Below are 26,947 nucleotides of genomic sequence, written 5' to 3'. Positions count from 1 at the left end.
TTGAAAGGATGATTATTAATGTCAAAAGTTATCGGTATTGACTTGGGAACTACTAACTCAGCAGTTGCAGTTCTTGAAGGAAAAGAACCTAAGATTATTACTAACCCAGAAGGTAATCGTACTACTCCATCTGTTGTTGCTTTTAAAGATGGTGAAATTCAAGTTGGTGAAGTTGCTAAGAGACAAGCAATCACCAACCCAAACACAATTTCATCAATCAAGCGTCACATGGGCGAAGCTGACTACAAAGTTAAAATTGGTGATAAAGCTTATACTCCTCAAGAAATTTCAGCAATGATTTTGCAATACATTAAGAAGTTTTCTGAAGACTACTTAGGTGAAAAGGTTACTGAAGCTGTTATTACAGTTCCTGCATACTTCAATGATGCACAACGTCAAGCAACTAAGGATGCTGGTAAGATTGCTGGTTTAGATGTTAAGAGAATCATCAATGAACCTACTGCTTCTTCACTTGCTTATGGGCTTGATAAAGATGCAGAAGATGAAAAAGTTTTAGTATACGACCTTGGTGGTGGTACTTTCGATGTTTCAGTTTTGCAATTAGGTGATGGCGTCTTCCAAGTATTGTCAACAAACGGTGATACTAACCTTGGTGGTGACGACTTTGATAACAAGATTATCGATTGGCTAGTTCAAAACTTCAAGGATGAAAATGGTGTTGATCTTTCTAAAGATAAGATGGCTTTGCAACGTCTAAAGGATGCTGCTGAAAAAGCTAAGAAGGACTTATCTGGTGTATCTTCAACTCATATCTCACTTCCATTCATTTCAGCAGGTGAATCAGGTCCACTTCACCTTGAAACAGATTTAACTCGTGCTAAATTTGATGAATTAACTGCTGATTTGGTTGACCGTACAAAGATTCCATTTGATAATGCTTTAAAGGATGCAGATTTAACTGTAAATGACATTGACAAAGTTATCTTAAATGGTGGTTCAACTCGTATTCCAGCTGTTCAAGAAGCTGTAAAGAGATGGGCTGGCAAAGACCCTGATCACTCAATTAACCCTGATGAAGCTGTTGCCCTCGGTGCCGCAATTCAAGGTGGTGTCATTTCAGGTGACGTTAAGGATGTTGTTTTACTTGATGTTACTCCACTTTCACTTGGTATTGAAACCATGGGTGGTGTCTTCACTAAGTTGATCGAAAAGAACACAACTATCCCAACTTCAAAGAGTCAAATCTTCTCAACAGCTGCTGATAATCAACCAGCCGTAGATGTTCATGTTTTACAAGGTGAACGTCCAATGGCTGCAGATGACAAGACTTTAGGTCGTTTTGAATTAACAGATATTCCTGCAGCTCCTCGTGGTGTTCCTCAAATTCAAGTTACTTTCGACATCGACAAGAACGGTATCGTTAACGTATCTGCTAAGGATATGGGTACTGGTAAGGAACAAAAGATTACTATTAAGAGTTCATCTGGTTTGTCTGATGAAGAAATTCAAAAGATGCAAAAAGAAGCTGAAGAGCATGCTGAAGAAGACAAGAAGAAGAAAGAAGAAGTTGATCTTCGTAACGAAGTTGACCAATTAATCTTCTCAACTGAAAAGACTTTGGAAGATGTTAAGGATAAAGTATCTGAAGAAGATACTAAGAAAGTCAAAGATGCTCTTGAAGCTTTAAAGAAGGCTCAAAAAGATAACAACTTGGACGAAATGAAGACCAAGAAGGATGAATTATCTAAGGTTGCTCAAGACTTGGCTGTTAAGCTTTACCAAGCTAATGGTGGTGCTCAAGGTGCTGAAGGCCAAGCTGGTCCTCAAAACCCTGGTTCACAAGATGGCAATTCAACAGGTGGTTCTGCTGACGAAGGTGAATTTCATAAAGTAGACCCAGACAAGTAAAGGGTTTATAATTAAATAAATTAGAAAAGAACTGCCGCAATAGTAGTTCTTTTCTTTTGTAAAGTAAGGAGCTTTTAGATGGCACAAGAAGATTATTATGACGTGCTAGGTGTTAGTCGTGATGCCAGTGATAAAGAAATCAACTCTGCTTACCGTAAATTAGCTAAAAAGTATCACCCTGATATAAACCATGAGCCAGGTGCTGAAGAAAAGTATAAGAAAATTAATGAAGCTTATGAAGTTCTTCATGACCAACAAAAGCGTGCACAGTATGACCAATTTGGTTCTGCTGGTGTAAATGGTCAAGGTGGCTTTGGCGGTGGAGCAGGTCAGGGCTATGGTGACTTCAGTGGTTTTGGTGACTTTAGCGATATTTTCGGTGATATCTTTGGTAATGGTGCGCGTCAGCAACATGTTGATCCAACTGCACCTACTAGGGGCGAAGATTTAGATTATACTTTAACCATTGATTTTATGGATGCAATTACTGGTAAGAAGACTCAGGTTTCATATACTCGTAGCGAAACCTGTTCAACTTGTCAGGGTAGTGGCGCTGAAAAAGGAACACATCCAACAACATGTGACAAGTGTCAAGGAACTGGTTATATGACCATTACGCAACAGTCTTTAGTTGGTGTTGTACGAAGACAAACGACATGTGACAAGTGTCATGGCCGTGGTGTAATTATTGAGCATCCATGTCAGACATGTCATGGTAATGGTGTTGTTGATGGCAAGAATACGATTGAAGTTAATATTCCTGCAGGTATTGATAATGGCCAACAATTGCGCTATGAAGGTCAAGGTGAAGCTGGTAAAAATGGTGGACCTTACGGGGACCTATACATCAGTTATCGAATTAAGCCTTCAAAAGAATTTGAACGTAGTGGTAACACAATTTATACAACAGTACCGATTTCATTTGCACAAGCTACTTTGGGTGATGAAATCAATGTTAAAACCGTTCATGGTGAAAAGAAGTTGAAGATTCCAGCTGGTACTCAGCCAAATAAGAAGTTCACTTTACATGGTGAAGGTGTACCATACTTACGTGGCAACGGTAATGGTGACCAAGTAACCACGGTTCAGGTTCAGATTCCTAAGTCAATTAATGAAAAGCAAAGAGAAGCACTGGTTGAATTTGTCAAAGCCGGTGGAGGATCAATTACCCCACAGGAGAAGGGTTTCTTTGAACGCTTAAAAGATAAATTACAATAAACTATCAAAGCAATGAGTTTAATAACTTGTTGCTTTTTTGTTTAAGCGGGATTAAAAGATTAGCTGAGATGGCAATTAAAAGTTTTATCCCTTTTAGCGAATTTGCTATAATAGGAAAGATAGAGTAAAGGGTGCAATTTATGGATATTAAAAAATTACAAGATTATCAAGAACACATTCGCAATTTTTCTATTGTGGCACATATTGATCACGGAAAATCAACAATTGCTGATCGAATTTTAGAGCTGACTGATACAGTTTCAGAGCGACAATTAAAAAATCAAATGCTGGATGACATGCCACTTGAGCGTCAACGTGGTATTACCATCAAAATGAACTCTGTAGAAATTAAGTATCATGCAAAAAATGGTGAAGACTATATTTTCCACTTAATTGATACACCAGGTCACGTCGATTTCTCTTATGAGGTTTCGCGTTCTTTGGCCGCCTGTGAAGGAGCACTGTTGGTTGTAGATGCTTCTCAGGGTGTTCAAGCACAGACTTTAGCTAATACATATTTAGCAATTGATGATGATTTAGAAATTTTGCCAGTAATCAATAAAATTGACTTACCTTCCGCAAATCCAGAGCAGGCTAAGGAAGAGATCACTGAAATGCTAGGTCTAGACGCTTCGGACGCTGCCGAGGTTTCTGGTAAGACTGGACAGGGAATTGACGAATTACTCGAACGGATCGTAAAGGATATTCCAGCTCCGTCAGGTGATTTAGAGGCTCCTCTTAAAGCGTTAATTTTTGACTCAAAGTATGATGATTATCGAGGCGTAGTTCTTTCCGTTAGAATAGAAGAGGGAACAGTAAAACCTGGCGATCAGATTAAGATTATGAATACCGACCAAGAGTATGAAGTTACTGAAGTTGGTGTCTCAAGTCCTCATCCAGTTAAAAAAGATTTATTGATTGCTGGTGATGTTGGTTACTTAACGGCTAATATTAAATCTGTTCGAGAGACACGGGTGGGTGATACGATTACTTCAGCTGAACACCCCACTGCAGAACCTCTTCCTGGCTATCGTCAAATACCACCAATGGTATACTCTGGTATGTATCCAGTTGACAATGCTAAATATGACGACTTAAAAGAAGCTCTCCAAAAGCTGCAGTTAAATGATGCTGCATTGGAATTTGAACCAGAAACTTCAACTGCTTTGGGATTTGGATTTAGATGTGGTTTTCTAGGCTTACTACACATGGATGTGGTTCAAGAACGGTTAGAACAAGAATTTGATTTGGATTTAATTATGACCGCGCCTTCGGTTGATTATCATGCAATTATGAATGATGGTTCAACCAAAGTAATTGATAATCCAGCCGATTTACCATCAGCAGGAGAATATAAGGAAGTTCAAGAACCTTATGTTAAGGCAGAAGTAATGGTTCCAAACGATTTTGTCGGACCAGTAATGGAACTTTGTCAACGTAAGCGCGGTGAATTTGTCACAATGGATTATCTTGATAAATACCGTGTCAATGTGATTTACAATATGCCACTTGCTGAAATAATCTATGACTTCTTTGATGATTTGAAGTCTTCGACTAAAGGTTATGCTTCACTTGATTATGAAATTACGGGATATCGTGCAACTGATTTAGTTAAAATAGATATTTTGCTTAATAAGCAGGTAATTGATGCATTGAGTTTTATTGCGCATAGGGATGAGTCACAAGATCGTGCACGTCAAATGACCTCTATGCTTAAGAAGTTAATTCCGCGTCAAAACTTTGAAGTTGATATTCAAGGAGCAATTGGTGCAAAAATCATTTCGCGTGCTACAATTAAGCCTTATCGAAAAGACGTTACCTGGAAAATTCACACGGGTGACCCAGACCGTCGTGCTAAGTTATTAGATAAGCAAAAACGTGGCAAGAAACGAATGAAAGCCGTTGGTCGTGTAGAGGTACCACAAGATGCTTTCATGGCTGTCTTACGAATGAATGATGACGATTTAAACTCTAAATAATAAATTGTTTAACAAAATAAGCAAGGCTGCGACTCTATTATCTGATGGATATTAATCCTTATGTATTTTTAGAATATAATCAGATAATGGTGTCGCAGTTTTAATCTGGTATTTTTTATCAAGCAGATAAAGATAAATGTAAATAGAAAAAAGGCTTAATTAATTTAATGATAGATTGGAAACAGCGCACAGGAGAAGAGCTAGCTCCTGAACTAGTTGAAAAATACCAACTTGGCAATACTGAGGCAAAATTATTTTCTTTGCGTGGTATTAACACTGATGAAAAATTGAATTTTTGGTTTAATGCAACAGAAGAAGATTTAGCAGATCCCAGCTTAATGCACGACTTGGATAAAGCAGTTGCAAGAATCAATGATGCAATTGACAACGGAGAGAAAATAACAATCTATGGTGACTACGATGCAGATGGCATTACTGCAACCAGTATTATGATGGAAACCCTCGCTATCTTAGGTGCAGATGTTCATTTTTTCATTCCTAATCGTTTCCGTGATGGTTATGGCCCCAATATGGCAGCTTATGAAAAAATCGTTGCAGACGGAACCAATTTAATTATTACTGTAGATAATGGGATAACAGGGGCTGAAGAGGTAGCTTACGCTAAGTCTCACGGGGTCGATACGATTATTACTGACCATCACAAAATTCAAGAAGATGTACCGGATAGCTATGCAATTGTGCATTGTAATTTTCCTGGCCAAGATTATCCCTTTGACGACTATTGTGGTGCCGGTGTAGCTTATACAATCTGTCGGCAATTAATGCAAGATCCAATGCCGGAACTATTAGAACTTGCAATGATTGGAACAATTGGTGATATGGTAAAACTTTCTGGTGAAGGTCATATCATCGTAAAAAGAGGACTCCAGCAGCTGAATCAGACAGAGCGCCCTGGATTACGTGCTTTAATTAAAAATTCTGGCTTAAATTTTGGACAAATCAACGAAACAGATATCGGTTTCAATATCGCCCCACGACTTAATGCGGTTGGTAGACTTGCTGATGCAAGCTTAGCTGTAGAATTATTACTAAGTGAGGATGAAGAAGAAGCCCAAGAAATTGCAGACCAGGTTGAGAAGCTAAACGATGAACGTAAAGAACTAACGGTCGAGGTTTATCAAAATTGTTTGGAGCAAATCAAAGCAAAGGGCTGGCAATCCAAAGGGACACTAGTAATTTATAATCCTGAATTCCATGAGGGCGTTTTGGGCCTTGTTGCAAACAAGGTTGCTGAGCAGGTGCATAAACCAACAATCGTTTTAACTAAAAATGATGATGGAATTATTAAGGGATCTGGACGCTCTATTGCAGGTTTCAACCTATTTGATGCTCTCGATCCGCTTAAAAAGGATCTATTCTTAAAGTTTGGTGGCCATGATTTTGCCTGTGGTCTTTCTATGGAAGAGAGTAAAATTGAGGCGCTAAGAAAAGCATTTGAAGATAGTTATCATGGCGTTCATGAGCAAATTGTAAAGCCGTATGATATGGAATTGCCTTTTGAAGAACTTACGATTGATTTAATTGATAAAATCGATCAAGTCGGTCCATTTGGAACGGATAATCCGCAACCTATTTTCTGCATATCTCAACCACAAATTAGTGGCTGCTTTTTTATGGGCAAAGAGAAAAATCACATTAAAGTTACGGTAACTAAGGGAAACAACAAACTTGAAGTTGTTGGCTTTAACAAAAAATATCTAACAAAAGTTCTGTTACCATACATTGATCAGATGTTTATTCAACTCGGCAAGAATACTTATCGTAATCAAGTTAAGTTGCAAGGTATTATGGAAGGGATGATCTTTGCTGCGCCTAAACTGGCTGTTCCTGCTCCAGTAGTTGATTTACGGCAAGAAAAATATGTCATGGGTTTTGCTGACCGCTACCTGTTATTCGATAAGAAAAACAAGTTTGCAGCAATGAATAATTTCGATCTGGATGAAACCAAAATTACTTTAGCCAGTGAATATGATGAAGATGGAGAAGTGGTCGTTTTACTTGATGCTCCTCACAATCAAAATGAGCTAGATTTTGCACTTAGCAATAACTTTGAGCAACTGTACTTGCGCTTTTTAATGGATCAGCTACCTGTCAAGAATATTCCAGATAATAATGCATTTGAGAGTGTTTTACGCTATGTTTATTCCCATCCTGGACTAAGTGCAGAAGATTATCGTCAGGTAGGGCCATTTCTCAACCTAGACTATAATAGTATTCTATTCATTCTTCGGGTATTTTTTGAACTAAATTTCGTTGAAATGAAGCAAGGAAAAATTGTAGGCGTTAAAAATCCGGCTAAGAAGCCTTTGACTGCTTCTAAATATTACAATGGTATTAGCTCACAGCTAAGTTTTATCAAGCAACTTCGACGGATGCCAAGCAGTCAATTGTTAATGTACGTGAATAAGCAATTAAAACAGCATTAAGACAGATGCGCAAATGTGCAAAAAATGGTAGAATGAGTAAGTAAAACAGCTTAAGTTATAAGATTGTATTTTTGGAGGTTTTTCTTCTTTTGGCAAACGATTTTAAAGAACACATTGCAAGTGTTAATAATTTCCCTAATGAAGGTATTGTATTTCGCGACATTACCCCGATTTTACAAGATGGAAAATTATTTCGAGAGGCCACTCATAAGTTGGCTGAGTATGCTAAAAATAAGGGTGCTGACGTTATTGTTGGCCCTGAGGCGCGAGGATTTATCGTTGGTTGTCCTGTTGCAACTGAATTAGGTATTGGCTTTGTTCCAGCCAGAAAGCCGCATAAATTACCTAGGGATGTTGAACGTGCTTCTTATGATTTGGAATACGGTTCAAATAGTTTAGAGATGCATAAAGATGCCCTTAAGCCAGGGCAAAAAGTGGTAATTTGTGACGACTTACTAGCGACTGCAGGAACACTAACTGCTTGCAAGCAGTTAATTGAAAACCTAGGAGCTGAACTAGTTGGCGCTGCTTTCTATATTGAATTACCTGATTTGCATGGTAGAGAAAAGTTACCTGATTTGGATGTCTTTTCATTAGTTCAATATCACGGTGCTTAAAAAATAAAAAGATTGCACTTTCATAAGTACAATCTTTTTTTGTACTCTTTTTAGAGCAAGATTTTTAACATCAGTGAAAAAGCAAGCTATACTAAATATGTCTGAATGAAAAAGTGCTAGCAAGGAAAATGCCATGATCTTTTCATTTAATTTGGATTGTCAAAATGTTGTTAAAAAAAGAATTAGCCAGCAAAAATAATTCCTAAATGAAAATCATTTTAAGTTCCAAAAAAAGTGTTCAATTTTTTTTACAAGTGAGACTTGAGTGGATATAATGGTACGGTATTTCAAAAAAGGGGATAGAGTAATTTGCAATTAAGAAAAGCAACAATGGCCGATTTTGACCAAATTATCACTATTTTAAAAGACGGTGCTAACCAGTTAGCCGAACGTGGAGTCAATCAATGGCAAGGTGACTACCCTTCAAAAGGCCAAATTGAAGAAGATATTGAACACGGTTGGGCTTTTTTAGCTGAATCTGATGATCATGAGACAGTTGGTGCTATTGCAATTGTTGATGGTCCAGATCATGTTTATGACCATTTAGATGGCAAGTGGATATGTGATACTGATAACTACGTAGTAATTCATCGTGTTGCAATTAAATCGAACCATGCTGGAAAAGGCTACGCTACTCAACTTCTGCAAGCTGTAATTAATGACATTAAGGACAATCGTGACGAAATTGATTCCGTCAGAATAGACACACACGAAGATAATAAGGCAATGCAACATTTAATAGATAAAATGGGTTTCACCAAAGTTGGTCTCCTTCATGGGGTTTACCGGCCAAATGAAACCTCATACGTCTATGAATTGAAAAAGTAAATAATTAGTTTTGATAGAAGACTCTCAAGTATTTGGGAGTTTTTTTTATTTAAAAATAAAAACGCACCAAATTAACTTGATGCGTTTAAAAATATGTATTTAACTTTGCTAACTTTTACCTATTCTTCATTATTGGCTGATAAAAGAGGTCAATGACAATTGCAGCTACTAGTGCCACCAAAAATGTAATTGCCAGATTAGTCCAACTAATCTTATCCATTGCAATCCCCAAGATTGCTAAAATGACTGTTAGGATGATGTCACCTAGCTGAGTTAAACCGACAGCTTTGGAAGGGTAATCTTGCCAAAAGTAACGTTTTGTTCTTGTAATTAGGATAAGGAACATTGCACTTAAAACAAGATATACGTAAACCATAGTTGAAATCGTCCCATGACTCCAACCATGAGTATTTAGATAGGCAACGGCCAGAATACCAATTACAGTCCAGCCAGAAGCTAGTGAAAAAGCAATTTTTGCCAATCTAGCCATATTCCAATTTTCTGGTTTGTAGGTAATATGAGTTCGGTCAGTACCAATCATCATCGTTACCATATTATTCATAATAGTATAAATAACCATTGCGTTTAGAGCCATTGGAATGTAACCAAAGAAGAGGTAGCCAAAAGTTAGTAACATGGTCAGTTCAGCTGTTCTTGCGAGCTTGGTAAGAGACCAAGTAGTCATTCGTTGGTATACGCGATGTCCCGCATCGAGAATTTTAACGATTGAAGTTAGTCCATCCGTTAAAAGAACCATTTTACCTGAGCGTTTTGCAACGTCGGCCGCATTTGAAACAGCAATTCCGACTTCGGCTTGTCTAAGGGCAGGTGAGTCGTTCACCCCATCGCCAGTCATTCCGACAATATAGCCTTTTTGCTGGAAAAACTTAACCATTTTTAGCTTATCTTCTGGTAAAACGTCTGCAATTCCGGCTAACTTGCTGGTATCAGTTTGATCAGTAAAATCATGAATTGAAATTACTTCGCCTTCTAAGCCAACTTCTTTAGCAACCGCCTCAGCAGTTTTTTGGTTGTCACCAGTTAACATAATAGGCATAACACCACGTTTTTTAAGTTCAGCCAAAGCTGCTTTTGAATCGGAGCGAACTTTGTCTTGTAAAATAAAGACACCGGCTAACTTGTCATCAATTAGTAAGGCAACGGAACGGCCTGCACCAAAATCAATGTCCTTAACTTTATCAGTAGCGGATACATCAATAAGTGACAGCTGCTTAAAAGAACCTAATTTGACATTATGTCCATCAATATTAGCCATTGAATAACCAGTACTTGAAGTAAACGGTGTAAAGTCATCAGGTGCTTTAACCTTTAGGCCAAGACTAGAAACGTAATCATCGATTGCAGAATCAATGATTTTTTTATTACGTTGGTCAGTTGCAGCAGCAGCTAGTTCTAGAACTTCGCTATCAGTCATCTGACTAAAATTGGTCCAATTGGCAACTGCAGTCTTGTTTTCAGTAATAGTTCCGGTTTTATCAAGTAATATCAGATTTAAGTTAGCAGCATCTTGAATACCAGTTAAATCAGCTGTCAAGACACCTTCCTTACTTAGTCGAGTTGCTTCAAATGAGTTCGAGAGGGCAAAGGTTGAGGGCATTGCAACCGGAATAGAGGCAATAAACATCATTGCCAAGAAAGGCAACATTTCAATAAAATTACTTATCTTTCCACCCTTAAAGAAGAAAGCAATGACTATCACTAGGGTCAAGATGCCATCTAAAATACACAAATAATAAATAATTTTGGTTAGGAGTTGTTGTAAGTGTCCTGGAGCAGCAGAGTTGTTAATTAGATTAACGGTCTTGCCTGAACGGGAATTAGCACCAGTTGCAGTTACCGTTGCCAAGCCGCTACCTTCTACAACCGTGGTTCCAGCATAAGCAGTGTCTTTTACCTGCTTTCTAACAGTTTTTGCTTCACCTGTAATTGAGCTTTCATCTGTAGAAATTTGTCCGTCGATTAGCTTCACATCAGCTGCAAGAACGTCTCCAGCTTGAATACTAACTAAGTCACCAGGTACAAGGTACTTTGAATCAATATTTTGCCATTTACCATCGCGCATTACGGAAACAGTTGGAGTTAATTTATGCGAGATATTATTTAAAACGCGCCTTGACTGTTTCTTTTTAGATGCTCCATTCCAAGCCGCAAATAATAGCATGAGTAGGACAAAGAGCGACTGGATCCATTTGCCTAAAATGCACTCTAGTAACAATGCTGCTTCCAAAATCCAAGCCGATAAATTCCATAATTTTGATAAAAATTCCTTGAAAAAGTTGAATTGAGGTTCGGGGACTTCATTTAAACCATTTTTAGTAAGGAGTTCATCTGCTTTGGCTTGAGTTAAACCTTTAATATCTTCAGACATAATTTATCCTTCCTTAGTTTTTAAATACTTATCTAAATTAGCATAAAAGGGGCTTTTTTTCTAGCTAAAGGGTTGGCTCATATCAGTTTTTTACCGACATTATACATAACTGAGAAGTGAATTTTATCTGCATACAAAAAGCCTGCATTGCTGCAGGCTTTTTTCAGGTTAACAAATTAGTCTTTGTCAACGCTGTCTGGGAAAGTAGCTAAACGCTCGCCTTCACCAAGTTCTTCTTCGATTTCAAGTAAACGGTTGTACTTTTCAACACGTTCTGAACGAGCTGGGGCACCAGTCTTCAATTGTCCACCGTTGATAGCAACAGCGAAGTCAGCGATGAATGTGTCACCAGTTTCACCTGAACGGTGAGAAATCATAGTGTTGTAACCATTCTTACGTGAAAGACGAATAGTTTCCAAAGTTTCAGTAACAGTACCGATTTGGTTCAACTTGATCAATGATGCGTTACCAGCACCTTCCTTGATAGCTTTAGTTAAAAGCTTAGGGTTAGTACAAATAAAGTCATCTAAAACAATTTGAATTCTGTCTTTGTGGCTTTGAGTGAACTTGATCATACCTTCAACGTCGTTTTCGTCGTAAGGGTCTTCGATAGAAATTAATTCTGGGAATTCATCAAGTAACTTGTCGTAGTATTCAGCTAATTGATCATCATCGAATACTTTGCCTTCAAAGTGGTACTTGCCATCTTCTTTGTTGTAGAAGTATGAAGCAGCACAGTCACAAGCAATAGCAATATCTTCGCCAGGCTTGTAGCCAGCTTTAATGATAGCTTCGTGTAAAGCTTGTAAAGCTTCTTCAGAGTTCTTCATGTTAGGAGCGAAACCACCTTCATCACCAAGGCCAGTTTCGTAACCCATATCTTCAAGAACTTTCTTCAAAGTATGGTAAGTGTTAACGATCTTTTCAAAACCATCACGGAAAGAAGTCTTCTTAACTGGAGTGATCATGAATTCTTGAACGTCAATACCGTTGTCAGCGTGCTCACCACCGTTAATAACGTTGTGGAAAGTTTGTGGCATTTCAAGGTCAGTACCGCCAAGGTATCTGTACAAAGGTTGGTTGCTGTCCTTAGCAGCAGCGTCAGCTGTAGCCATTGACACACCTAAAATTGCGTTAGCACCAAGTTCTGCCTTGTTTGGTGTACCGTCTAATTCGATCATTACACGGTCAATGTTAGCTTGGTCGTGAGGGTCTAAGCCTTTCAAAGCTTCAGCAATCTTAGTATTAACATTGTTAACTGCTTTAGAAACACCTTTACCACCAACGCGATCGCCACCGTCACGTAATTCAACAGCCTCATTTTCACCAGTTGAAGCACCTGATGGAACTTCAGCTTTACCTACGACACCGTTTGAAAGGGTAACAAAAGCCTCTACAGTTGGGTTACCACGTGAATCATAGATTTCCAGTGCATGAACATTTTCAATGACTGATTTTAACATCTAAAAACCTCCTAAATAATACATGCTGTACCAAGTAGGTACATACATTAAGAGGAGCAAAGGGCTCCATCTCTACATGACAAATTTTAGCCTAAGTTTGTGATTATGTAAACATTTGTAAACGATTTCTAGCATTAAAAAAATTTAAAAAATAATTAGTCGCTTTTTTAATTCAATTGAATTATTATTTAGCTATACATTTTTTAAAAAAATCAGTTTATTTTCTATACAAGGTGTTTATTATGGAAGAAGTAAAATTAATAATCGATTCTGGTGCCAATGAAAAAGCTAGTGAGAATTTAACCGTTGTACCATTGACCGTTACTATAGCGGGTAAGGATTTTCTTGATAATGAGGACCTTAGCATGGAAGAATTTCTTACTAGTATGGAAGAAAACACTGAGGAAGGCAGAACCTCTTGTCCAAGTATTGATGAATGGCTAAAAGCCCTTGAAGGAAGTAAAAGAGCGGTTATGCTAACTATTACCAGTGGACTTAGCGGCAGTTTCTCATCCGCCTATCAGGCAAAACAAATTTATGAAAAGGACAATCCGAGTAGTAAGGTAATTGTTGTTGACTCAAGAACTGCGGGTCCAGAAATATCGGTTATTCAACGTGAAATTAAACGCTTAGTAGAAGATAAATCAGTTCGTTTTGTAGATATTGATCAAAAAATTTCAGAGTATAAAACCCATACTCACTTATTGGTTATTTTGCAATCATTACACAATTTGGCCTTAAACGGTCGGGTCAACATTGCTGTAGCTAAGATGGCAAAAATGTTGAATATTGATGTTGTCGGCACTGCAAGTGAAGAAGGTAAGCTAGAACCAATTTCAAAAGTGCGAGGAATGAAACGAGCTTTTAAAGAGCTTTTGAAGTTAATGGATGAACGGAAATACAAAGGTGGACCTGTCATTATTGACCAGTGCAATAACGAAAAAGATGCCAATAGTCTTAAAGAAAAAATTCTTGCTCTATATCCCCAAGCAGAAATAGTCATTCGTCCAATGCGTGGTTTGTGTGCATTCTATGCTGAAGAAGGAAGTCTGATGGTTGGCTTTGATGATCTATAAAGTCCTAATAGCTGCTTACCAATTTTGTAATTGCACATAAAATAACAGCATAGTAATAGCCCTAATTATGATAAACTAGGGCTTTTTGTCAGGAAGATTATTTATTTTTTATGATATTTCAAAAAATTGTTCTTAATTATCTTTATAGTTGGTAAGCTACTTAGATATCTTTAATTTTAAAAAGAATAATAAAAATACCGCAGTATTGTTGTAATGACTGCGGTATTTTTTTACAAACTTAAATTACTAATAATAGAAATTGTTGACAAATACTAAAACAAAAAACAGCCAGAGAAGTTGCCCCTAGAATATCAGAAGGAAAGTGGGCTTTTAAACTAATACGAGAAATTACAACCATCATCCAAATTAAAATAAGAATCAATAATAATTTGCTACCTAATGTATCTGCAAAAAGTCGCCAAACTATTAAAGCCATGATTGTCGTTCCTAAAACGTGCCCGCTAGGGAAACTATAACCGTCTTCTAAGCTAGAATGCATGATTGGTCTTTTTCGGTGCATCCATTTTTTTAAAACAATGCCGACAAAGTCGGTAAAGCCAAGCGTAAATAAAGCCCAGAATGCTAATAAAGTTTCATTTTTACTCATTAAAAAGCTAGCAAGAAATACATCCCAAACCACTAATAATTTAGGATCATTAATGAAAGCAACGATTTGCCAACTAATTCCGTCACGCTGTCTGACCAATTTGTGATGTAGCCAATGATCTAACAGGTTAAAGCGCCGTGAATTTCTAACATTGAAAATAAGTAACAGCAGAATTAAAGCGGATAAGCTGGCAAGCCAAATATAAATATCCAAATTACAACCCTACTTTCAGACAAATACCGATTGTATTTTATCAGCTTAATAGTGTTAGTTCCAACTAGGTACACAGCCTTGAACAAAACTTAAGAAATAAATACCTTGTAACTAAATTGGATAGTTTCAAAAAACTTTTGTTGTGTATTCTATTTAGTAATATAATTTCATAAGAAAACATTTGATAGTGGGGGATAGAATGAAGAAGTTTATTAAGAAAAACCAAGTGGTAATCATTGCAATCTTTTTTTCAATTGCTATACCACTAGTTATCTTTTTATTTGTTGGTGATAAAACTAGTATAGGTGACTGGCTGGGATTCTTAGGGTCTTATATTGGAAGTATTATCACAATTATCTTTTCTTACGTGAATACGCAATATCAATTAAAATCAAGTGAACGGCAAAAGGACATGCTAGCTTTGCGCGGTTTGTTTAATTCCTCTAAAAAATTGTCATTAAGATTCACACGCTATATAGTTCTATTAAATCAACTAATGCAAAAATCAGATAAGCCGTTAGATAAAAAAGTTCTTGCAGTCTTTTTTGAGCAGTCAGAAAAATTCTTTGATGAGTCAAAAGATTATCTTGATAACTACAATTCTGCAATCATGGCAACAACCGAGGAAATATCTGGAGAATTGAAGTCTTACAATAGTAATTTTAGTAAAGAGGCTGGCAAGACATTTCTGACATTTACAAAAATGCTTAGTGCAGGAGACAAGAAAAATACTCAGGGTAATAAAGATGTAGTTGAAGTAAGAAAAGACTACTTAGAAGAAGTAAAACGATTAGAGAAGGAACTAACAATAGTCCATAGAAAAATTAGGAAGCTATATAACCAACTTAAGTCAGGCAAATAATAGTATAAAAATGGGATTGGAGTATTAATAGTAATGAATAAAGTTTATCGATTTCAAAAGCAAAAAGGGAATACAACAATAAAAATGAAAATAGATTTGAGAGTAAAGACAATTTTAAAAACGATAATCATTAGCATGATTGCAGTAGCTGTGATTTTCAGTTTGGTTAAACTGCAGGGCTAGTTCTAAATGATTTTGCAAATATAATGAAAGAGTTCAATTTGGTTAGATCGCAAGTTTAGACAAATTAAGAAGACAATAGAAGTGCTTTTGACTCTTGGGCAAATTTTACTGCCAAAGAGTAAATGAATAGAACCAAGTAGATAATAAACTACTTGGTTTTTCTTTTGACGTAATATATAGGAAACTTTTAAGGATAATAGTGTTTACTTGACATTAATGAAGGAAAAATTAGAATTAACTGTATAGAATAAAATACTGAACAAAAGGAGATAGAAATTGAATAATAAAACAAACAAGCATGAAACTGTTGGTGAAGCTTTACGTGATATTGCACATCATGAACATGCTTTTGCGCTTGCAGACAATTCTACTAACCACATGGGAGATTTGGTTATATATGGACTTACCTATCTTTTCTTGATTCTATTACCTACTGATATCTTTGAAGTTGGCTGGCTATTTATTCTTGCGACACTCGTAGCAGCTATTAGTTTGGTTCGTTTTCAGAACTTTTTAAAGCATAAAATAGCTTCTGGTAAAATGACGTCTTTTTGGGTAAATGCTAGCTTGCTTTCAACAGGAATTCGAAGTTTTGTAGTTGTTAATGCTCCTTTGACTTTTTTTGATATTTCTATGAATTCGAGTGCTAGCATGTTTTTTTCGTTAATCATCGGTTTAATTACCGGATTTGGCGGAATAGCACTACAGTACCACTATTTAGTAAGGAATAAAGTTATCGACAAACAGAAGGAGTCAAGAAGACAAACGGCAAAAAATTTAGGCAACTATATCAGTGAAGCTGCTAAAAAGAGTTATGCTGATCGCTTTTATTTTTTGGATCTTGTATGTGGCTATGTGATTTGCCTGAATTATTATTCATATTACAGTATCAACGTAACTAGTTATAAAGTCTGGCAGTTTGGCTTCACAACAGTCATAGTGCTTTTAGGTACTTGGTTATTTCAAAAGTTCCTACGTTATAGAATTAACAAAAGCGAAATTAGTAAAAGCTTTAAAGTGGTGTTCTTTATTAATGACAGGAGCACGTGGTTACTTGTTAGTCACAGCTCCCTGGATTGAAATTTGTTTGCTTACAAATGCTCCGATTAATCGGTTGATAATTAATCTCTTGGGCTGTTTTGCTGCAATAATTGGAATAGGTTTACAGTATTTATTTTTAGTAAAAACAGGGATATTTAAAAGCTTAGTTTAAAAAATCAGTAAAAGTAATTTCTTTTGCTGGTTTTTATTTGATGAATGGGTTCAACTCCTGTACTTTCTTTAAATGAATTAAGGATTGTTAACCAATATATTATAAAAGGGACTGAAAGATGGATGTACATAAAATGTCGTTACCAGAAATAATTGAAAATTTTCGCGCAAGAAATGTTACCTTTACTTTAAAAGATGGTAATAAGAAAACTATCTTTGCTGAGGAAATCGAGAATGAAGATGATGATCAACCAGAACTAATTTTTATGGCTGCAGGCGATAATCCTCAGGATATCTGGATTTCTGATGTTGTAAGTGCAGTACCAGAATAAGGAGTAATTCTGCATGATTACGAATAATTATGCAGCGGTTGAATATAAAACTTAAATAGCATCGAAATACTGTAGAACGAATTATCCTAGAGCCAAGATAAATAGAAGAGAAAGTATGGAGGAAATAATAATGAGCAAACGTACAGCTTGGATTACAATTTTAGTGTGCGCAATTATAGTTATTGCTATAAGAGCACTGATGATGTTACAGGGATAATAAACACGAAAAAAATAGATGAATTAGAGACGTAACCCGATAATGAGCAAGATTAAAAGTTTAACACAATTTAGAGAATTAATAGAAACAGTATATGAAATAGAATTTACTTTAAATAATCAACGTTGGCTATTGGAACCTGACCAGACTGCGGATGATTTTTCAGAGAAACGCGAGCTAGGATGCGGTAATTATATAAAAAAGTTCAAAAATATTAAGGAAGTACTGGACTTTGAAATTGATGGCAAAAAGTTGTCTGAACTATATCCTGAAATGCGCAATGTTGAATGGTAACAGTGTGATATTAGAGTTTTTATGTCACAGTACATATACAGATATCGTAAACTAATTATCCAGTTAGGAGATCGAAAAAATTGGTTAAAAAGAAGCCTTATTCAGACTTGCGTTGGTACTTACCTAGTGGTGGCAGGGTAATAGGAAGAGATCATCCGGAAACTGAGGAAGAAAGAAAGCAGACAGAAGAATTAATTGAGTTCGCTAAGAGCCTTCCTAAATCAGCTTTTGATAATGAGCACAATAGAAAATTGAGAGAACAAATAAAAGCGGCAAACAAAAAATATGGTTTGCCAGAAGATGAAAATCTATAATTTATAATTAGAAGTAAAAGTAGCCCTATGAGGAAAGAGGGAGTCCAAAATCTAATAAAAGGGATATAGTCAAAACTACAAGGAACCAGTTTAATTAAGGAAAGTGGTATCATGGATCTACAAAAAATGACTCTACAAGAATTAGGACAAAGGTTATATGGCAGAAAGTTCAGTTTACATTGAAAAACGGAAAAAAGAAGACAATTTTTGTTCAGGATATTTTAAATGAAGATGATGATGAGTCTGAGTTAACTTTTCTTGGTGGTTCAGTTGAGAATGAAATAAAAATCTCTGAAGTAGTGGAGGCAGTAGTGGATGAAAAAAAGTGAAAAAGAGGCAATTAATATTTTAGAAAAAGCATTTAAGACTAAGGAAACTTATATGTATACGTTCTTGATTCAAGATTATTTTGCTGATGAAACAGATCAGTTAGAAATGGATAATCCAAAAATGGAAAATTATTTGAATGATATAATTCCAGAATTTACGGAAGCATACGATGAACGTAGAAAAAAAGCATGGCTTGATGAATTAAGGAAAATTATTACAAAAGCTGAAGCAATGGCTACTGGTGAGTCACCTGATAGATTTTAAGTTTTGGTAGGCAAAATAGTATCTTGCTCTAAGTATAGTTAAATAAACAAAAAGTCACTTTAGAAAATTGTTCTTAGGTGGCTTTTTTTGAACTTTTAATCAGTGTATTATATTTATATAGGGTGGTGAGTCTTGGGTAGCAAGAAATAAAAAATGATTTCAACGATAGCCGAATAAACAATTGCTAAATATGACAATAACGGCCGTATTAGCAGCTTAATTCATGAAATTATTAAAGTATTTTTAAAATAAATGAAGATGTGGATCCATATTCCACTTTCTGCTATCTATTTTTATAATATGAGTAACAAAGAAAAGAAGTACTATAAATTAGCGATAATTGCTATATTTCTTGGAATATTGGTGTTTGCAATAGGGGAATTAATATGACGCTAAGTGATGCGCAGATACGTGCGAACAAAAAGTGGAATGATAAAAACAAAGATAAAATGAACTACTTTCGAAGAAAATCTGACTCTAAAAATTTCATTTTGAAGTATGCTAATCAAGAAGATCTAGACAAGACACTAGAGTATGTTCAGCAACGAAGAAATGAATTAAAAAGTTGAAGGCATTTAGCATAATAGACTGGCACGAGCAATAGTTAAAACACTCTTAGACTAATAGTTTAAGGGTGTGTTTTAGTAACTAACAAATAAATATTGTTTCTTGCATTTTTACCTTTATGCTATGTTTTTACCGAGCAAACAAAAAAGACTGTAACATCAACTGTTACAGTCTTTTTAAATAAATACAAGGAGAGTACAGGATTTGAACCTGCGCGCCAAGGAAAACTTGGTTCGCCGGATTTCGAGTCCGGTGCATTACCACTCTGCCAACTCTCCATAACGAATATCATTATACCTTATTTAAATGTTTTTTCAACTTACTATTTTGAATACTAGCCAATACCAAAAGTACATTTGCTTAGCATTTTACTAATATAAGGTACGAATTTTGCTTCGCCCTTGCTCAATTATCAGTGTATAATAAGAACGTATGTTTGTTGTGGAGGCGGACAAAGTGAAAAAAAGACACGATCAAAAAGAATTTGATCAAGTTTTAGACGATTTTTTTAGAACATATCAAGATCGCGGAATGAAGAAATGGCAGGGCTTCATGCTAAGCGACTATACATCAACCGTTAGTAAGATTGATAAAAAACGCGCTCAAGTTTATGAAAAAAAGCAACCAATGTCCCAGGAGGCAATTAGTGAGTTGCTTCTTAGTGCATACGCTAATCATCACCCCGTATCAGTTCAACTTAAAGTCATCGATAGTGAAGATGATTTTTTGCCGAATCTAGTTGGTTTAGTTCAAGGCTATCAAGCAGATCATATTGTCATTTCAGATACATGGGTCGAATTAGAAAATATCAATCATGTTGAGCTATGCTAGTACTTTTATAAGCTCAAGGTGTGACAAACGTGGTGGTACAGGTAAGATATGCTCTTATTCTTTTAAATCCCCAAGGGTCTTAAGATATGTTTTGATTTTTCCTTCAATAAAGGAAATGCTATCATCAATTTCTTTTTCTTTCTTATGCAAATTGTCTAGCTGATTAAACAGTAAAACAAGCCGGTCAGGAATAGTTTGATCACCTTCATAGCGCAGTTTTGCATATTTTTGCATCTCTTTAATACTCATATCTGTCTTTTTTAAGCGCGAAATAAACTTAATCCAAGCCACATCTTTTTCATAATAACAGCGACGATTATTTTCATCTCGACTTGGGAAAAGTAGTTTTTGTTTTTCATAATAGCGTAGCGTATCAATTGAAAAGCCACTAAGTTCAGAGAATTGACCAATTGAATATTTCATCTTATTTCCTCCTGAAATAACTCTATTTCAGTATAGTACTTTATCATATTTTAGCATGACAAAATATTTTTAAAATAGCGGTTGACATGGACTGCACTCCAGCAATTATTCTATTAACTGTTGAAAATAAGTTTGTAAAACGAAAAGGAGAAAAGCTATGGAAAATAATGAACGCTATGAAAAAGGTTTAGAAAATTTGGAAAAAGTTGACCGCGAAGGTGGTAAGTCAGTTATTGATTCATTAGCTGGTTTATCCGAAGATGTAGGTCGTTACATCATTGAATTTGCCTTTGGTGATGTATATGATCGTGGTGTCTTAGACCTTAAGCAAAGAGAAATGATTACAATCACATCTTTGCTTTCACAAGGCGATACTGAACCTCAACTAAATGTTCATATTAATGGTGCCTTGAATGTAGGTCTAACACCAGAAGAAGTAATTGAGACTTTTATTCAAACTATTCCTTATGTAGGTTTTCCAAAAGTATTGAATGCGATTAATGTTGCTAAAGAAGTATTCAAAGACCGTGGAATTGATTTTACAAAATCAAGTAAAGATTAGTAAGTAAAGTCATAAATAAAACTAGTTGCTATAGTTGGGCAACTAGTTTTTTAGTTCAGTGCATTTAGCATCTAACTTAAATTGGACCTTATTAAACGATGAATGTAAATTTGCTTCGATTTATTTTAAATTAATATTTATAGCTAAGGAGGCGTAAGGTGGACGATTCATTAACTAAGCGAGCTGCAGTAGTTGATACTCTTCCAACAGTTTTTGGTTACTTAGGAATTGCGACTGCTTTCGGGGTGATTGCTCGTGCTTCGGGATTTTCGACCATTACAGTAATTTTAATGTCAGTCATAATCTATGCCGGTTCAGCACAATTTACCACTGTTAGTATGCTGGCAGCGGGTAGTCCGATTGCTTCAATCGTTTTTGCTACCTTTATGGTTAATTCAAGAATGATTTTAATGAGTACAACCGTTGCACCATATTTTAAGAAAGATAGCTTGGGTAAAGGGATGCTAATTGGCACGCTTTTAACTGATGAAAGCTTTGCTCTAGCAATGAATAAGCTTAATTATACTAACGGGAAAATGAATTTTAGCTGGTTCAATACCGAAAATATTATTTCTTATTCAACTTGGGTAATTGCCACAATGATTGGTGCCTTGCTAGGTAATTTTATCGAGGATCCAAAGAAATTAGGGCTTGATTTTGCAAATGTAGCGATGTTTATCGGCTTGTTATATTTACAGGTAAACAGTGATAAAGCCTTAAACAAGACATTACAAGTAATAGTGGTTTTATTGACATTGGTATTAACTTACATTTCAACCATAATTTTGCCAGCTAGTCTAGTTATTATTGCTGTAACACTTATTGGATGTACATTGGGGATGGTAATAAAACATGTCTTCTTCTAATTATCTATTTTTAACTATTGTCGGCTGTGGAATTGCGACGTGGTTATCACGTGTACTTCCATTTATTTTATTAAAAAAATTCACTTTGCCTAAAGTAGTGGTTGAATTTTTATCCTTTGTGCCAATTGTTATAATGTCTACAATGTGGTTTAGCAATTTATTCACTGCTCAACCGGGGCAGTTTCCAAAAATTAACATGGAATACCTAATTGCTTCAGTACCAACATTGGTATCAGCGGTTATTAGTAAATCACTTTTAGTAATCGTTATTGTAGGAATAGCTTCTTTAGCTTTGCTGCGATTGTTTTAATAAAATAGCTAGGCTAAAAGTTTTCCGTCTTTCAAAGTTTGTATTAAAAAAATTGTGAGTTATACTAATAAAAGTTGCCAATTTTTACTGATAAAGTAAATTGGTCATTAAAATGAATCAAATAAAAATTTGGTTGGAGTCTAAGACTTTCAAGAATTGTCCTCAGGTTTGGGTTGCCTGAGCAATTTTGAAAGTCTTTTTTGTTCATTTCAGAAAGTGGAATTAATAATGCAGATTATGGGAATTTTATGTTTAATTTTGCTATTTGCCTTAATTGGCGGACAGATTGCTAATCGCTGCGGTTTACCAGCTGTAATCGGAGAATTGCTAGCCGGAATTGTTATTGGCCCAGCTATGCTTAACTGGGTACAGCCTAGTGGTTTAATTAAAAGTTTTTCCGACATTGGAGTTGTCTTGCTAATGTTTTTAGCTGGACTTGAAAGTGATCTAGCGATTTTGAAAAAATTATGGAAACCTAGCTTCCTTGTGGCCATTTTTGGAATGGTCGTGCCAATTGTAATTGCTTATTTAACGGGGATTGCTTTTAAATTCTCGCAAACAGAAAGTCTCTTTTTAGGTATTACGTTTGCCGCCACTTCAGTTTCAATTTCTGTCGCTGTTTTGCAAGAAATGAAAAAGTTAGAAACTAAAGAGGGGATGACGATTCTTGGAGCTGCTGTGGTTGACGATTTGCTGTCAGTTATTCTCTTAAGTGTTGTAAGTAGCGTTACGGGAACCCACACGGACTCCGCGAACGCGAATCTTGGCCTAGGACTGACTTTACTATTACAGCTAGTTTATTTAGTCGTATTACTAGCTGCAAGTATTTGGTTATTTCCACGCATGCTTAAACTGAGTGAACGCTTTTTACTACCAGCGGCTAAACCACTTGTTACGATAATTATTGTTTTACTGGCAGCGTTTGGAGCAGAAAAAGTGGGCCTGAGTAATGTCATTGGCGCTTTCTTTGTAGGATTAGCTTTCAGTAGATTGCCTGATAAACAAAAACTGCAAAAAAGTTTTACGGATATCGGTTATAGCTTATTTATTCCTATCTTTTTTGCCAGTATCGGTCTAGAAATGTCAATCACTGGAATTTTTAAGGATGGCTTATTATTTATTGTCCTATTTGTAGGAAGTGTTATCTCTAAATTAGTGGGTGCAAGTGTAGGAGCTAAAATGGCTGGTTTTTCTAGTAGTAGTGCTTACCAAGTTGGAACAGGGATGATTTCACGTGGGGAAATGGCACTGGTTGTAGCACAAATTGGCTTGTCCAATCATTTGCTCGCTCCTGCTGCTTATTCAACTGTAGTTGGAGTAATAGTTTTAACCACACTAATCGCTCCAATAATGCTAAAAGGGGCGCTAATGAAAAAGAGATAAGGAAAAGCTGACAACAAGGGCTATTAATTGATTTGTATGATAAAAATGCTATGATAGAAAACGTGTTTTTGCACAAATTAAGAAAAATGGTGGGATAGTGGATAATGAATTTTCAACCAAATACCGACATCTTTAAGCCTAAATGGTATTTAGAGCAAATGAGAGGATGGAGCTTCAAGACTTATATGCTTCTGATGCTAGGAATTGGAGTTATTATCGGAACAACAATTTCTACGCCGGTTAATCCAATTAGTTTAATTACGATGGTTGCTGCAATAATAGGTTTTACTTGTACGCTCGCAATTACTAATGCCAAACCGATTAATGGAGTTTTAGGTTTACTTTCTTCAATCATCTATATAATCGTATCGATTTACGCACAAAATTATGCAAATGTTGTCTTGCAAGCGTCCTATATCTTCTTACTCGACTTACCGGTATTGTTGCTACCAGCATGGTCTAAAAACGCTGAAAAGCACATTAAGGGGCTTAAATTTAAACAATGGTGTTTTACCATGATCTTCTTTTTATTTGTTACAGCTATGCTTTATCTGATGGACACAAGAATATTTATTAGTCCTCGTCCGTGGATTGATGCAATTGCTGGAGCAATTGGGATTACTGGCTCTGTGTTATGTACTTTTAGATTTCGCGAGCAATATTATTTCTGGACGATTCAAGGGATTATGTCAATTATTTTGTGGGGTGTAACTGCATTTCAAGGAGACGCAAATTTAACGCTATTTTTTACATACATCCTATACTTGAGTAATGACGTTCTTGCATTTACTGACAAGCATACGCATTGGTTCCATTAATTTTGATATAACTAAAAAACAAGGTTCAATCATTTGAAACCTTGTTTTTTATTTTGCTAAATGTGCTTTAACTATTTTAATTAAGATCTTAGTTGCGCCTTTTCCTGCTTTATCATCGTAATATGACTGATAGCGCTCGTCTGTCTCATAGCCGTTAACAATACCCAAGTGTATTTCTGGAGTATAATTTGGCATAATTATTTTAAGCCATTTTTGGTGGTTTTGGAAAATCGTATCGCTTAGTTCAGTTTCCTTACTAGGGTCTTTTACTACTTGTTGCAGTTCCCGAACTAAGTCAGCTTCAGTTGCTTTCATTTGGTTAAATTTCTCTTCGGAAAAATTGTCAGCTTTACTATTCATTATCTTCTCCTTTTCCTTATTGATTTTATTTAACCACTATAGCAAATTAAATTACAGTATTTTTGTATGAAATGATTAGTGAAAAGGATTATTTAAAAATATGAGAATAAAATTGGTAGAGCTGTAAGCAAAGACTAGCCTTAAATGCGTAAAGCGCGCTATAATGAAGTTGGAGATGAAGTAATGATTACATTTATTTGGGCTGAAGATGAACAACACAAAATTGGTCTAGATGGACATTTACCGTGGAATCTTCCTGAAGATCTAAAGCACTTTAGAACCTTAACGATTAACCACTCGATTATAATGGGGCGAAAGACTTTTAATAGTTTGCCACGTATTTTGCCTCAAAGACGGCATATTGTACTATCACAAAATCAAGTTTTTAAAGAAGAGTATGAACATAATCCGCAAGTGGTAGTTGTTTCATCAGTTAACAGTTTAAATAAGTGGATTAATGCGCATCAAACAGAGCAACTGTATGTAATTGGTGGAGTTTCAGTTTTTGAAGCTTTAAAAGACCGCGTAGATTGTCTTGAAAAAACTGCAATTGCTGCAACTTTTCCTGCCGATACTGTAATGCCAGATCTTAATTATGATGATTTTAAATTAAGTAAAAAAGTGCATCATCAAGCTAATAACAAATGTCAATATTCATATGATTTTTTAACTTATCTAAGGAAGAAGGATTAGAATGAAGAAGATGATTATCGCTGCTATTATTCTGCTAATTTGTGTGTTGGTTTTGATCAGTAGCATTATACAAGCAGAGAGTATTAACCATAACTTTTGGTGGCAAGCTATTGGTATGGCTATTGTTACCTTTGCTGTAGGAAGAGTTAATGTCGACTTATTCCATAATTTAAAAATCGACCATCTTAAGTAATTTTTAAAATTTGTAGTTGACAGAACAAAAACTAGGTGCTAAATTAATAAACAATTAAATAATTAATACATCTTGAAAAGCAGAGTAACTATTATGATTACTGATAAAGAGAGCTGGGATTTTGGTGAGACTCAGCCAGTTAGTAGTGGTGAACATGGGCTCGAAATGATGACCGTTAGTGATATTTAGCTATCGGCGGAGTTGCATCCGTTAGCATTGCAAGCTATTGATTGATAGCTAGTGAGAGATTTATTACGTGAGTGATAAATAATTTAAAGGTGGTAACGCGAAGCACTCGTCCTTATAGATAGGACGGGTGCTTTTTTAGTTTGTTTTGGAGGTTTTTTAATGTCGAAGAAGAGAAATAGAAATATTATCATTGGGGTAATAGTCGCAATTATCGTTGTCGTGATAGGTTGGTTTAGCTTTGGTCCTAAACCAAATAATCAAAAGAGTAGTAACCATGTTGTAACGGTCGGAATTGTCAGTGAAACAAAACCCAAACAGGATATTTGGAAGCACGTTGCAACTACAGCAAAAAAGAAATACGGCGTAACTGTTAAAATTAAGAATTTTACTGATTATACCCAACCTAATAAGGCTGTCAAAAACGGTGATATTGATTTGAACGCTTTCCAACATTACGCATTTTTAGATGCTTGGAACAAGTCAAACCATGGTGGCGTTGTAGCAATTGGTCGAACAGAAATTAATCCAATTAGATTATATTCTAAGAAGTATCATAAACTTAGTGACCTGCCAGATGGTGCAACAATTGCAGTTCCAAATGATGCAAGTAACGAATCTCGTGCACTTTTCGTTTTAAAGAATGCTGGCTTGATTACTTTACCTAAGGATAAGAAATTACCAACAGTGGCTGATATCGTTAAGAACCCTAAGAAACTTAAGGTTAAAGAAGTAGCAGCAGACCAATGTGGTCGTGTAATTGATTCAGTTGACGCAGCGGTCGTTAACAATGACTTCGCTCGTCCTGCAGGCTTAGGTAAGAAACAAACAATTTTCATTGAGCCAGTTAATAAAGACTCATTAAAATGGGTTAACATCATTTGTGCTCGTAAAGGTGAAGAAAAGAAGAAGGACTACTTAGCAGTTGTTAAGGCTTACCAAACCGAAGAAACAAAGCGTTTGGATAAGAAATATTACGGTGACATGCAAAAAACTGCTTGGGATATCAAGTTTTAGTCATCTTTAACGAATGGAGAAGAT

The 26,947-nt window shown here is 35.8% G+C and carries 29 protein-coding genes, 1 tRNA gene and 1 other annotated feature; of the genes, 24 read left to right on the top strand and 6 right to left on the bottom strand.

Translation table 11 applies throughout. The features are described 5' to 3' along the window. The first annotated feature begins 18 nt into the window (after positions 1 to 18). From dnaK to H3R25_RS03055, 6 genes are all read left to right on the top strand, one after another. On the top strand, positions 19 to 1,869 hold the full coding sequence (gene dnaK / locus H3R25_RS03080) for a molecular chaperone DnaK (protein WP_198188551.1): 1,851 nt from the start codon (positions 19 to 21) through the stop codon (positions 1,867 to 1,869). Between the two features lie 78 nt (positions 1,870 to 1,947). Then, on the top strand, positions 1,948 to 3,087 hold the full coding sequence (gene dnaJ / locus H3R25_RS03075) for a molecular chaperone DnaJ (protein ID WP_046307029.1): 1,140 nt from the start codon (positions 1,948 to 1,950) through the stop codon (positions 3,085 to 3,087). Between the two features lie 140 nt (positions 3,088 to 3,227). Next, a complete protein-coding gene (gene lepA / locus H3R25_RS03070; RefSeq protein WP_198194273.1) occupies positions 3,228 to 5,066 on the top strand; it encodes a translation elongation factor 4 in 1,839 nt (612 codons plus the stop codon). A gap of 170 nt (positions 5,067 to 5,236) precedes the next feature. Then, positions 5,237 to 7,513, top strand: a complete 2,277-nt coding sequence (gene recJ / locus H3R25_RS03065; RefSeq protein ID WP_198194393.1) for a single-stranded-DNA-specific exonuclease RecJ — start codon at positions 5,237 to 5,239, stop codon at positions 7,511 to 7,513. An 89-nt stretch (positions 7,514 to 7,602) separates the two neighbouring features. Then, positions 7,603 to 8,130 (top strand): adenine phosphoribosyltransferase, encoded by a 528-nt coding sequence (locus H3R25_RS03060; protein ID WP_198188562.1) that lies wholly within the window; start codon positions 7,603 to 7,605, stop codon positions 8,128 to 8,130. 309 nt (positions 8,131 to 8,439) lie between these two features. After that, complete coding sequence (locus tag H3R25_RS03055; RefSeq protein WP_109715553.1) at positions 8,440 to 8,958, top strand: N-acetyltransferase; 519 nt, start codon at positions 8,440 to 8,442, stop codon at positions 8,956 to 8,958. A 115-nt stretch (positions 8,959 to 9,073) separates the two neighbouring features. Here the strand turns inward: H3R25_RS03055 and H3R25_RS03050 are convergent, their stop codons facing one another. After that, positions 9,074 to 11,347, bottom strand: a complete 2,274-nt coding sequence (locus tag H3R25_RS03050; RefSeq protein ID WP_198194272.1) for an HAD-IC family P-type ATPase — start codon at positions 11,345 to 11,347, stop codon at positions 9,074 to 9,076. Positions 11,348 to 11,523: 176 nt separating this feature from the next. Beyond that, positions 11,524 to 12,810 (bottom strand): phosphopyruvate hydratase, encoded by a 1,287-nt coding sequence (gene eno / locus H3R25_RS03045; RefSeq protein WP_046307019.1) that lies wholly within the window; start codon positions 12,808 to 12,810, stop codon positions 11,524 to 11,526. A gap of 242 nt (positions 12,811 to 13,052) precedes the next feature. Here eno and H3R25_RS03040 point away from each other — a divergent pair, with 242 nt between their 5' ends. Next, on the top strand, positions 13,053 to 13,886 hold the full coding sequence (locus tag H3R25_RS03040) for a DegV family protein (RefSeq protein WP_198194271.1): 834 nt from the start codon (positions 13,053 to 13,055) through the stop codon (positions 13,884 to 13,886). A 238-nt stretch (positions 13,887 to 14,124) separates the two neighbouring features. Here the strand turns inward: H3R25_RS03040 and H3R25_RS03035 are convergent, their stop codons facing one another. Next, positions 14,125 to 14,706: a phosphatase PAP2 family protein gene (locus H3R25_RS03035; RefSeq protein ID WP_046307014.1), complete on the bottom strand. Its 582-nt coding sequence runs from the start codon at positions 14,704 to 14,706 to the stop codon at positions 14,125 to 14,127. Positions 14,707 to 14,905: 199 nt separating this feature from the next. Between H3R25_RS03035 and H3R25_RS03030 the strand changes: the two genes are divergently transcribed. From H3R25_RS03030 to H3R25_RS02995, 8 genes are all read left to right on the top strand, one after another. Continuing rightward, positions 14,906 to 15,568 carry a hypothetical protein gene (locus tag H3R25_RS03030; RefSeq protein WP_109715550.1) on the top strand — a complete coding sequence of 221 codons (663 nt, stop codon included), beginning with the start codon at positions 14,906 to 14,908 and terminating at the stop codon, positions 15,566 to 15,568. Positions 15,569 to 16,027: 459 nt separating this feature from the next. Then, positions 16,028 to 16,831, top strand: coding sequence for a hypothetical protein (locus tag H3R25_RS03025; protein WP_198194270.1), 804 nt, complete (start codon positions 16,028 to 16,030; stop codon positions 16,829 to 16,831). A gap of 251 nt (positions 16,832 to 17,082) precedes the next feature. Then, positions 17,083 to 17,295, top strand: a complete 213-nt coding sequence (locus tag H3R25_RS03020) for a hypothetical protein (RefSeq protein ID WP_198194269.1) — start codon at positions 17,083 to 17,085, stop codon at positions 17,293 to 17,295. A 259-nt stretch (positions 17,296 to 17,554) separates the two neighbouring features. Then, positions 17,555 to 17,806, top strand: coding sequence for a hypothetical protein (locus H3R25_RS03015; RefSeq protein ID WP_198188575.1), 252 nt, complete (start codon positions 17,555 to 17,557; stop codon positions 17,804 to 17,806). 80 nt (positions 17,807 to 17,886) lie between these two features. Then, positions 17,887 to 18,120, top strand: a complete 234-nt coding sequence (locus H3R25_RS03010; RefSeq protein ID WP_198188576.1) for a hypothetical protein — start codon at positions 17,887 to 17,889, stop codon at positions 18,118 to 18,120. A gap of 179 nt (positions 18,121 to 18,299) precedes the next feature. Continuing rightward, complete coding sequence (locus H3R25_RS03005; protein WP_198194268.1) at positions 18,300 to 18,449, top strand: hypothetical protein; 150 nt, start codon at positions 18,300 to 18,302, stop codon at positions 18,447 to 18,449. Beyond that, complete coding sequence (locus H3R25_RS03000; protein ID WP_198194267.1) at positions 18,436 to 18,714, top strand: hypothetical protein; 279 nt, start codon at positions 18,436 to 18,438, stop codon at positions 18,712 to 18,714. Before H3R25_RS03005 ends, H3R25_RS03000 begins: the two co-directional genes overlap by 14 nt. 386 nt (positions 18,715 to 19,100) lie before the next feature. Beyond that, positions 19,101 to 19,283 (top strand): hypothetical protein, encoded by a 183-nt coding sequence (locus H3R25_RS02995; protein WP_198194266.1) that lies wholly within the window; start codon positions 19,101 to 19,103, stop codon positions 19,281 to 19,283. Positions 19,284 to 19,470: 187 nt separating this feature from the next. Here the strand turns inward: H3R25_RS02995 and H3R25_RS02990 are convergent. Further along, positions 19,471 to 19,559 (bottom strand) — tRNA-Ser (locus H3R25_RS02990). A gap of 178 nt (positions 19,560 to 19,737) precedes the next feature. On the opposite strand from H3R25_RS02990, the gene H3R25_RS02985 reads away from it, so the two are divergent. Further along, positions 19,738 to 20,112, top strand: a complete 375-nt coding sequence (locus H3R25_RS02985; protein ID WP_109715545.1) for a hypothetical protein — start codon at positions 19,738 to 19,740, stop codon at positions 20,110 to 20,112. Positions 20,113 to 20,166: 54 nt separating this feature from the next. Here the strand turns inward: H3R25_RS02985 and H3R25_RS02980 are convergent, their stop codons facing one another. Next, entirely contained in the window at positions 20,167 to 20,535 is a 369-nt protein-coding gene (locus H3R25_RS02980; protein ID WP_074425254.1) for a MerR family transcriptional regulator, read from the bottom strand. Positions 20,536 to 20,692: 157 nt separating this feature from the next. Between H3R25_RS02980 and H3R25_RS02975 the strand changes: the two genes are divergently transcribed. The 5 genes from H3R25_RS02975 to pnuC all read left to right on the top strand — a co-directional run bounded on the left by H3R25_RS02975 (position 20,693) and on the right by pnuC (position 24,474). After that, entirely contained in the window at positions 20,693 to 21,097 is a 405-nt protein-coding gene (locus H3R25_RS02975) for a carboxymuconolactone decarboxylase family protein (protein ID WP_074425255.1), read from the top strand. A 158-nt stretch (positions 21,098 to 21,255) separates the two neighbouring features. Further along, complete coding sequence (locus H3R25_RS02970; RefSeq protein ID WP_198188580.1) at positions 21,256 to 21,963, top strand: AzlC family ABC transporter permease; 708 nt, start codon at positions 21,256 to 21,258, stop codon at positions 21,961 to 21,963. Beyond that, on the top strand, positions 21,950 to 22,273 hold the full coding sequence (locus tag H3R25_RS02965; RefSeq protein WP_122035293.1) for an AzlD domain-containing protein: 324 nt from the start codon (positions 21,950 to 21,952) through the stop codon (positions 22,271 to 22,273). Before H3R25_RS02970 ends, H3R25_RS02965 begins: the two co-directional genes overlap by 14 nt. 216 nt (positions 22,274 to 22,489) lie before the next feature. Continuing rightward, entirely contained in the window at positions 22,490 to 23,656 is a 1,167-nt protein-coding gene (locus H3R25_RS02960; RefSeq protein ID WP_370567420.1) for a cation:proton antiporter, read from the top strand. Between the two features lie 104 nt (positions 23,657 to 23,760). Next, a complete protein-coding gene (gene pnuC, locus H3R25_RS02955; RefSeq protein ID WP_198194265.1) occupies positions 23,761 to 24,474 on the top strand; it encodes a nicotinamide riboside transporter PnuC in 714 nt (237 codons plus the stop codon). Between the two features lie 48 nt (positions 24,475 to 24,522). Here the strand turns inward: pnuC and H3R25_RS02950 are convergent, their stop codons facing one another. Continuing rightward, on the bottom strand, positions 24,523 to 24,834 hold the full coding sequence (locus H3R25_RS02950; RefSeq protein ID WP_052726776.1) for a TipAS antibiotic-recognition domain-containing protein: 312 nt from the start codon (positions 24,832 to 24,834) through the stop codon (positions 24,523 to 24,525). Between the two features lie 183 nt (positions 24,835 to 25,017). Between H3R25_RS02950 and H3R25_RS02945 the strand changes: the two genes are divergently transcribed. The 3 genes from H3R25_RS02945 (at position 25,018) to H3R25_RS02935 (ending at position 26,923) form a co-directional block, all read left to right on the top strand. Then, positions 25,018 to 25,527: a dihydrofolate reductase gene (locus tag H3R25_RS02945; protein ID WP_198194391.1), complete on the top strand. Its 510-nt coding sequence runs from the start codon at positions 25,018 to 25,020 to the stop codon at positions 25,525 to 25,527. 1 nt (position 25,528) lies between these two features. Continuing rightward, positions 25,529 to 25,720 (top strand): hypothetical protein, encoded by a 192-nt coding sequence (locus H3R25_RS02940; RefSeq protein ID WP_046306992.1) that lies wholly within the window; start codon positions 25,529 to 25,531, stop codon positions 25,718 to 25,720. A gap of 63 nt (positions 25,721 to 25,783) precedes the next feature. Beyond that, positions 25,784 to 26,026: a binding site (T-box leader), on the top strand. A gap of 42 nt (positions 26,027 to 26,068) precedes the next feature. Beyond that, positions 26,069 to 26,923 (top strand): MetQ/NlpA family ABC transporter substrate-binding protein, encoded by an 855-nt coding sequence (locus H3R25_RS02935; RefSeq protein WP_198194264.1) that lies wholly within the window; start codon positions 26,069 to 26,071, stop codon positions 26,921 to 26,923. The last annotated feature ends 24 nt before the right edge of the window (positions 26,924 to 26,947 follow it).

This window comes from Lactobacillus sp. M0390 (assembly GCF_016102085.1).
In the GTDB taxonomy this organism is placed as follows: Bacteria; Bacillota; Bacilli; order Lactobacillales; family Lactobacillaceae; genus Lactobacillus; species Lactobacillus apis.
Note: the sequence above shows the minus strand (reverse complement) of the source record. Positions and strands in the feature narration are given on the sequence as shown.

What these genes read in the sequence shown, in the direction of transcription:
- eno (WP_046307019.1), bottom strand. Translation starts at nt 12,810, where the DNA reads ATGTTAAAATCAGTCATTGAAAATGTTCATGCACTGGAAATCTATGAT.
- H3R25_RS02945 (WP_198194391.1), top strand. Translation starts at nt 25,018, where the DNA reads ATGATTACATTTATTTGGGCTGAAGATGAACAACACAAAATTGGTCTA.
- H3R25_RS02950 (WP_052726776.1), bottom strand. Translation starts at nt 24,834, where the DNA reads ATGAATAGTAAAGCTGACAATTTTTCCGAAGAGAAATTTAACCAAATG.
- H3R25_RS02935 (WP_198194264.1), top strand. Translation starts at nt 26,069, where the DNA reads ATGTCGAAGAAGAGAAATAGAAATATTATCATTGGGGTAATAGTCGCA.
- H3R25_RS02995 (WP_198194266.1), top strand. Translation starts at nt 19,101, where the DNA reads ATGACGCTAAGTGATGCGCAGATACGTGCGAACAAAAAGTGGAATGAT.
- H3R25_RS02965 (WP_122035293.1), top strand. Translation starts at nt 21,950, where the DNA reads ATGTCTTCTTCTAATTATCTATTTTTAACTATTGTCGGCTGTGGAATT.
- H3R25_RS03000 (WP_198194267.1), top strand. Translation starts at nt 18,436, where the DNA reads ATGAAAAAAAGTGAAAAAGAGGCAATTAATATTTTAGAAAAAGCATTT.
- H3R25_RS03020 (WP_198194269.1), top strand. Translation starts at nt 17,083, where the DNA reads ATGGATGTACATAAAATGTCGTTACCAGAAATAATTGAAAATTTTCGC.
- H3R25_RS02940 (WP_046306992.1), top strand. Translation starts at nt 25,529, where the DNA reads ATGAAGAAGATGATTATCGCTGCTATTATTCTGCTAATTTGTGTGTTG.
- dnaJ (WP_046307029.1), top strand. Translation starts at nt 1,948, where the DNA reads ATGGCACAAGAAGATTATTATGACGTGCTAGGTGTTAGTCGTGATGCC.
- dnaK (WP_198188551.1), top strand. Translation starts at nt 19, where the DNA reads ATGTCAAAAGTTATCGGTATTGACTTGGGAACTACTAACTCAGCAGTT.
- lepA (WP_198194273.1), top strand. Translation starts at nt 3,228, where the DNA reads ATGGATATTAAAAAATTACAAGATTATCAAGAACACATTCGCAATTTT.
- H3R25_RS03030 (WP_109715550.1), top strand. Translation starts at nt 14,906, where the DNA reads ATGAAGAAGTTTATTAAGAAAAACCAAGTGGTAATCATTGCAATCTTT.
- H3R25_RS02975 (WP_074425255.1), top strand. Translation starts at nt 20,693, where the DNA reads ATGGAAAATAATGAACGCTATGAAAAAGGTTTAGAAAATTTGGAAAAA.
- H3R25_RS02980 (WP_074425254.1), bottom strand. Translation starts at nt 20,535, where the DNA reads ATGAAATATTCAATTGGTCAATTCTCTGAACTTAGTGGCTTTTCAATT.
- pnuC (WP_198194265.1), top strand. Translation starts at nt 23,761, where the DNA reads ATGAATTTTCAACCAAATACCGACATCTTTAAGCCTAAATGGTATTTA.
- H3R25_RS03015 (WP_198188575.1), top strand. Translation starts at nt 17,555, where the DNA reads ATGAGCAAGATTAAAAGTTTAACACAATTTAGAGAATTAATAGAAACA.
- H3R25_RS03040 (WP_198194271.1), top strand. Translation starts at nt 13,053, where the DNA reads ATGGAAGAAGTAAAATTAATAATCGATTCTGGTGCCAATGAAAAAGCT.
- H3R25_RS03050 (WP_198194272.1), bottom strand. Translation starts at nt 11,347, where the DNA reads ATGTCTGAAGATATTAAAGGTTTAACTCAAGCCAAAGCAGATGAACTC.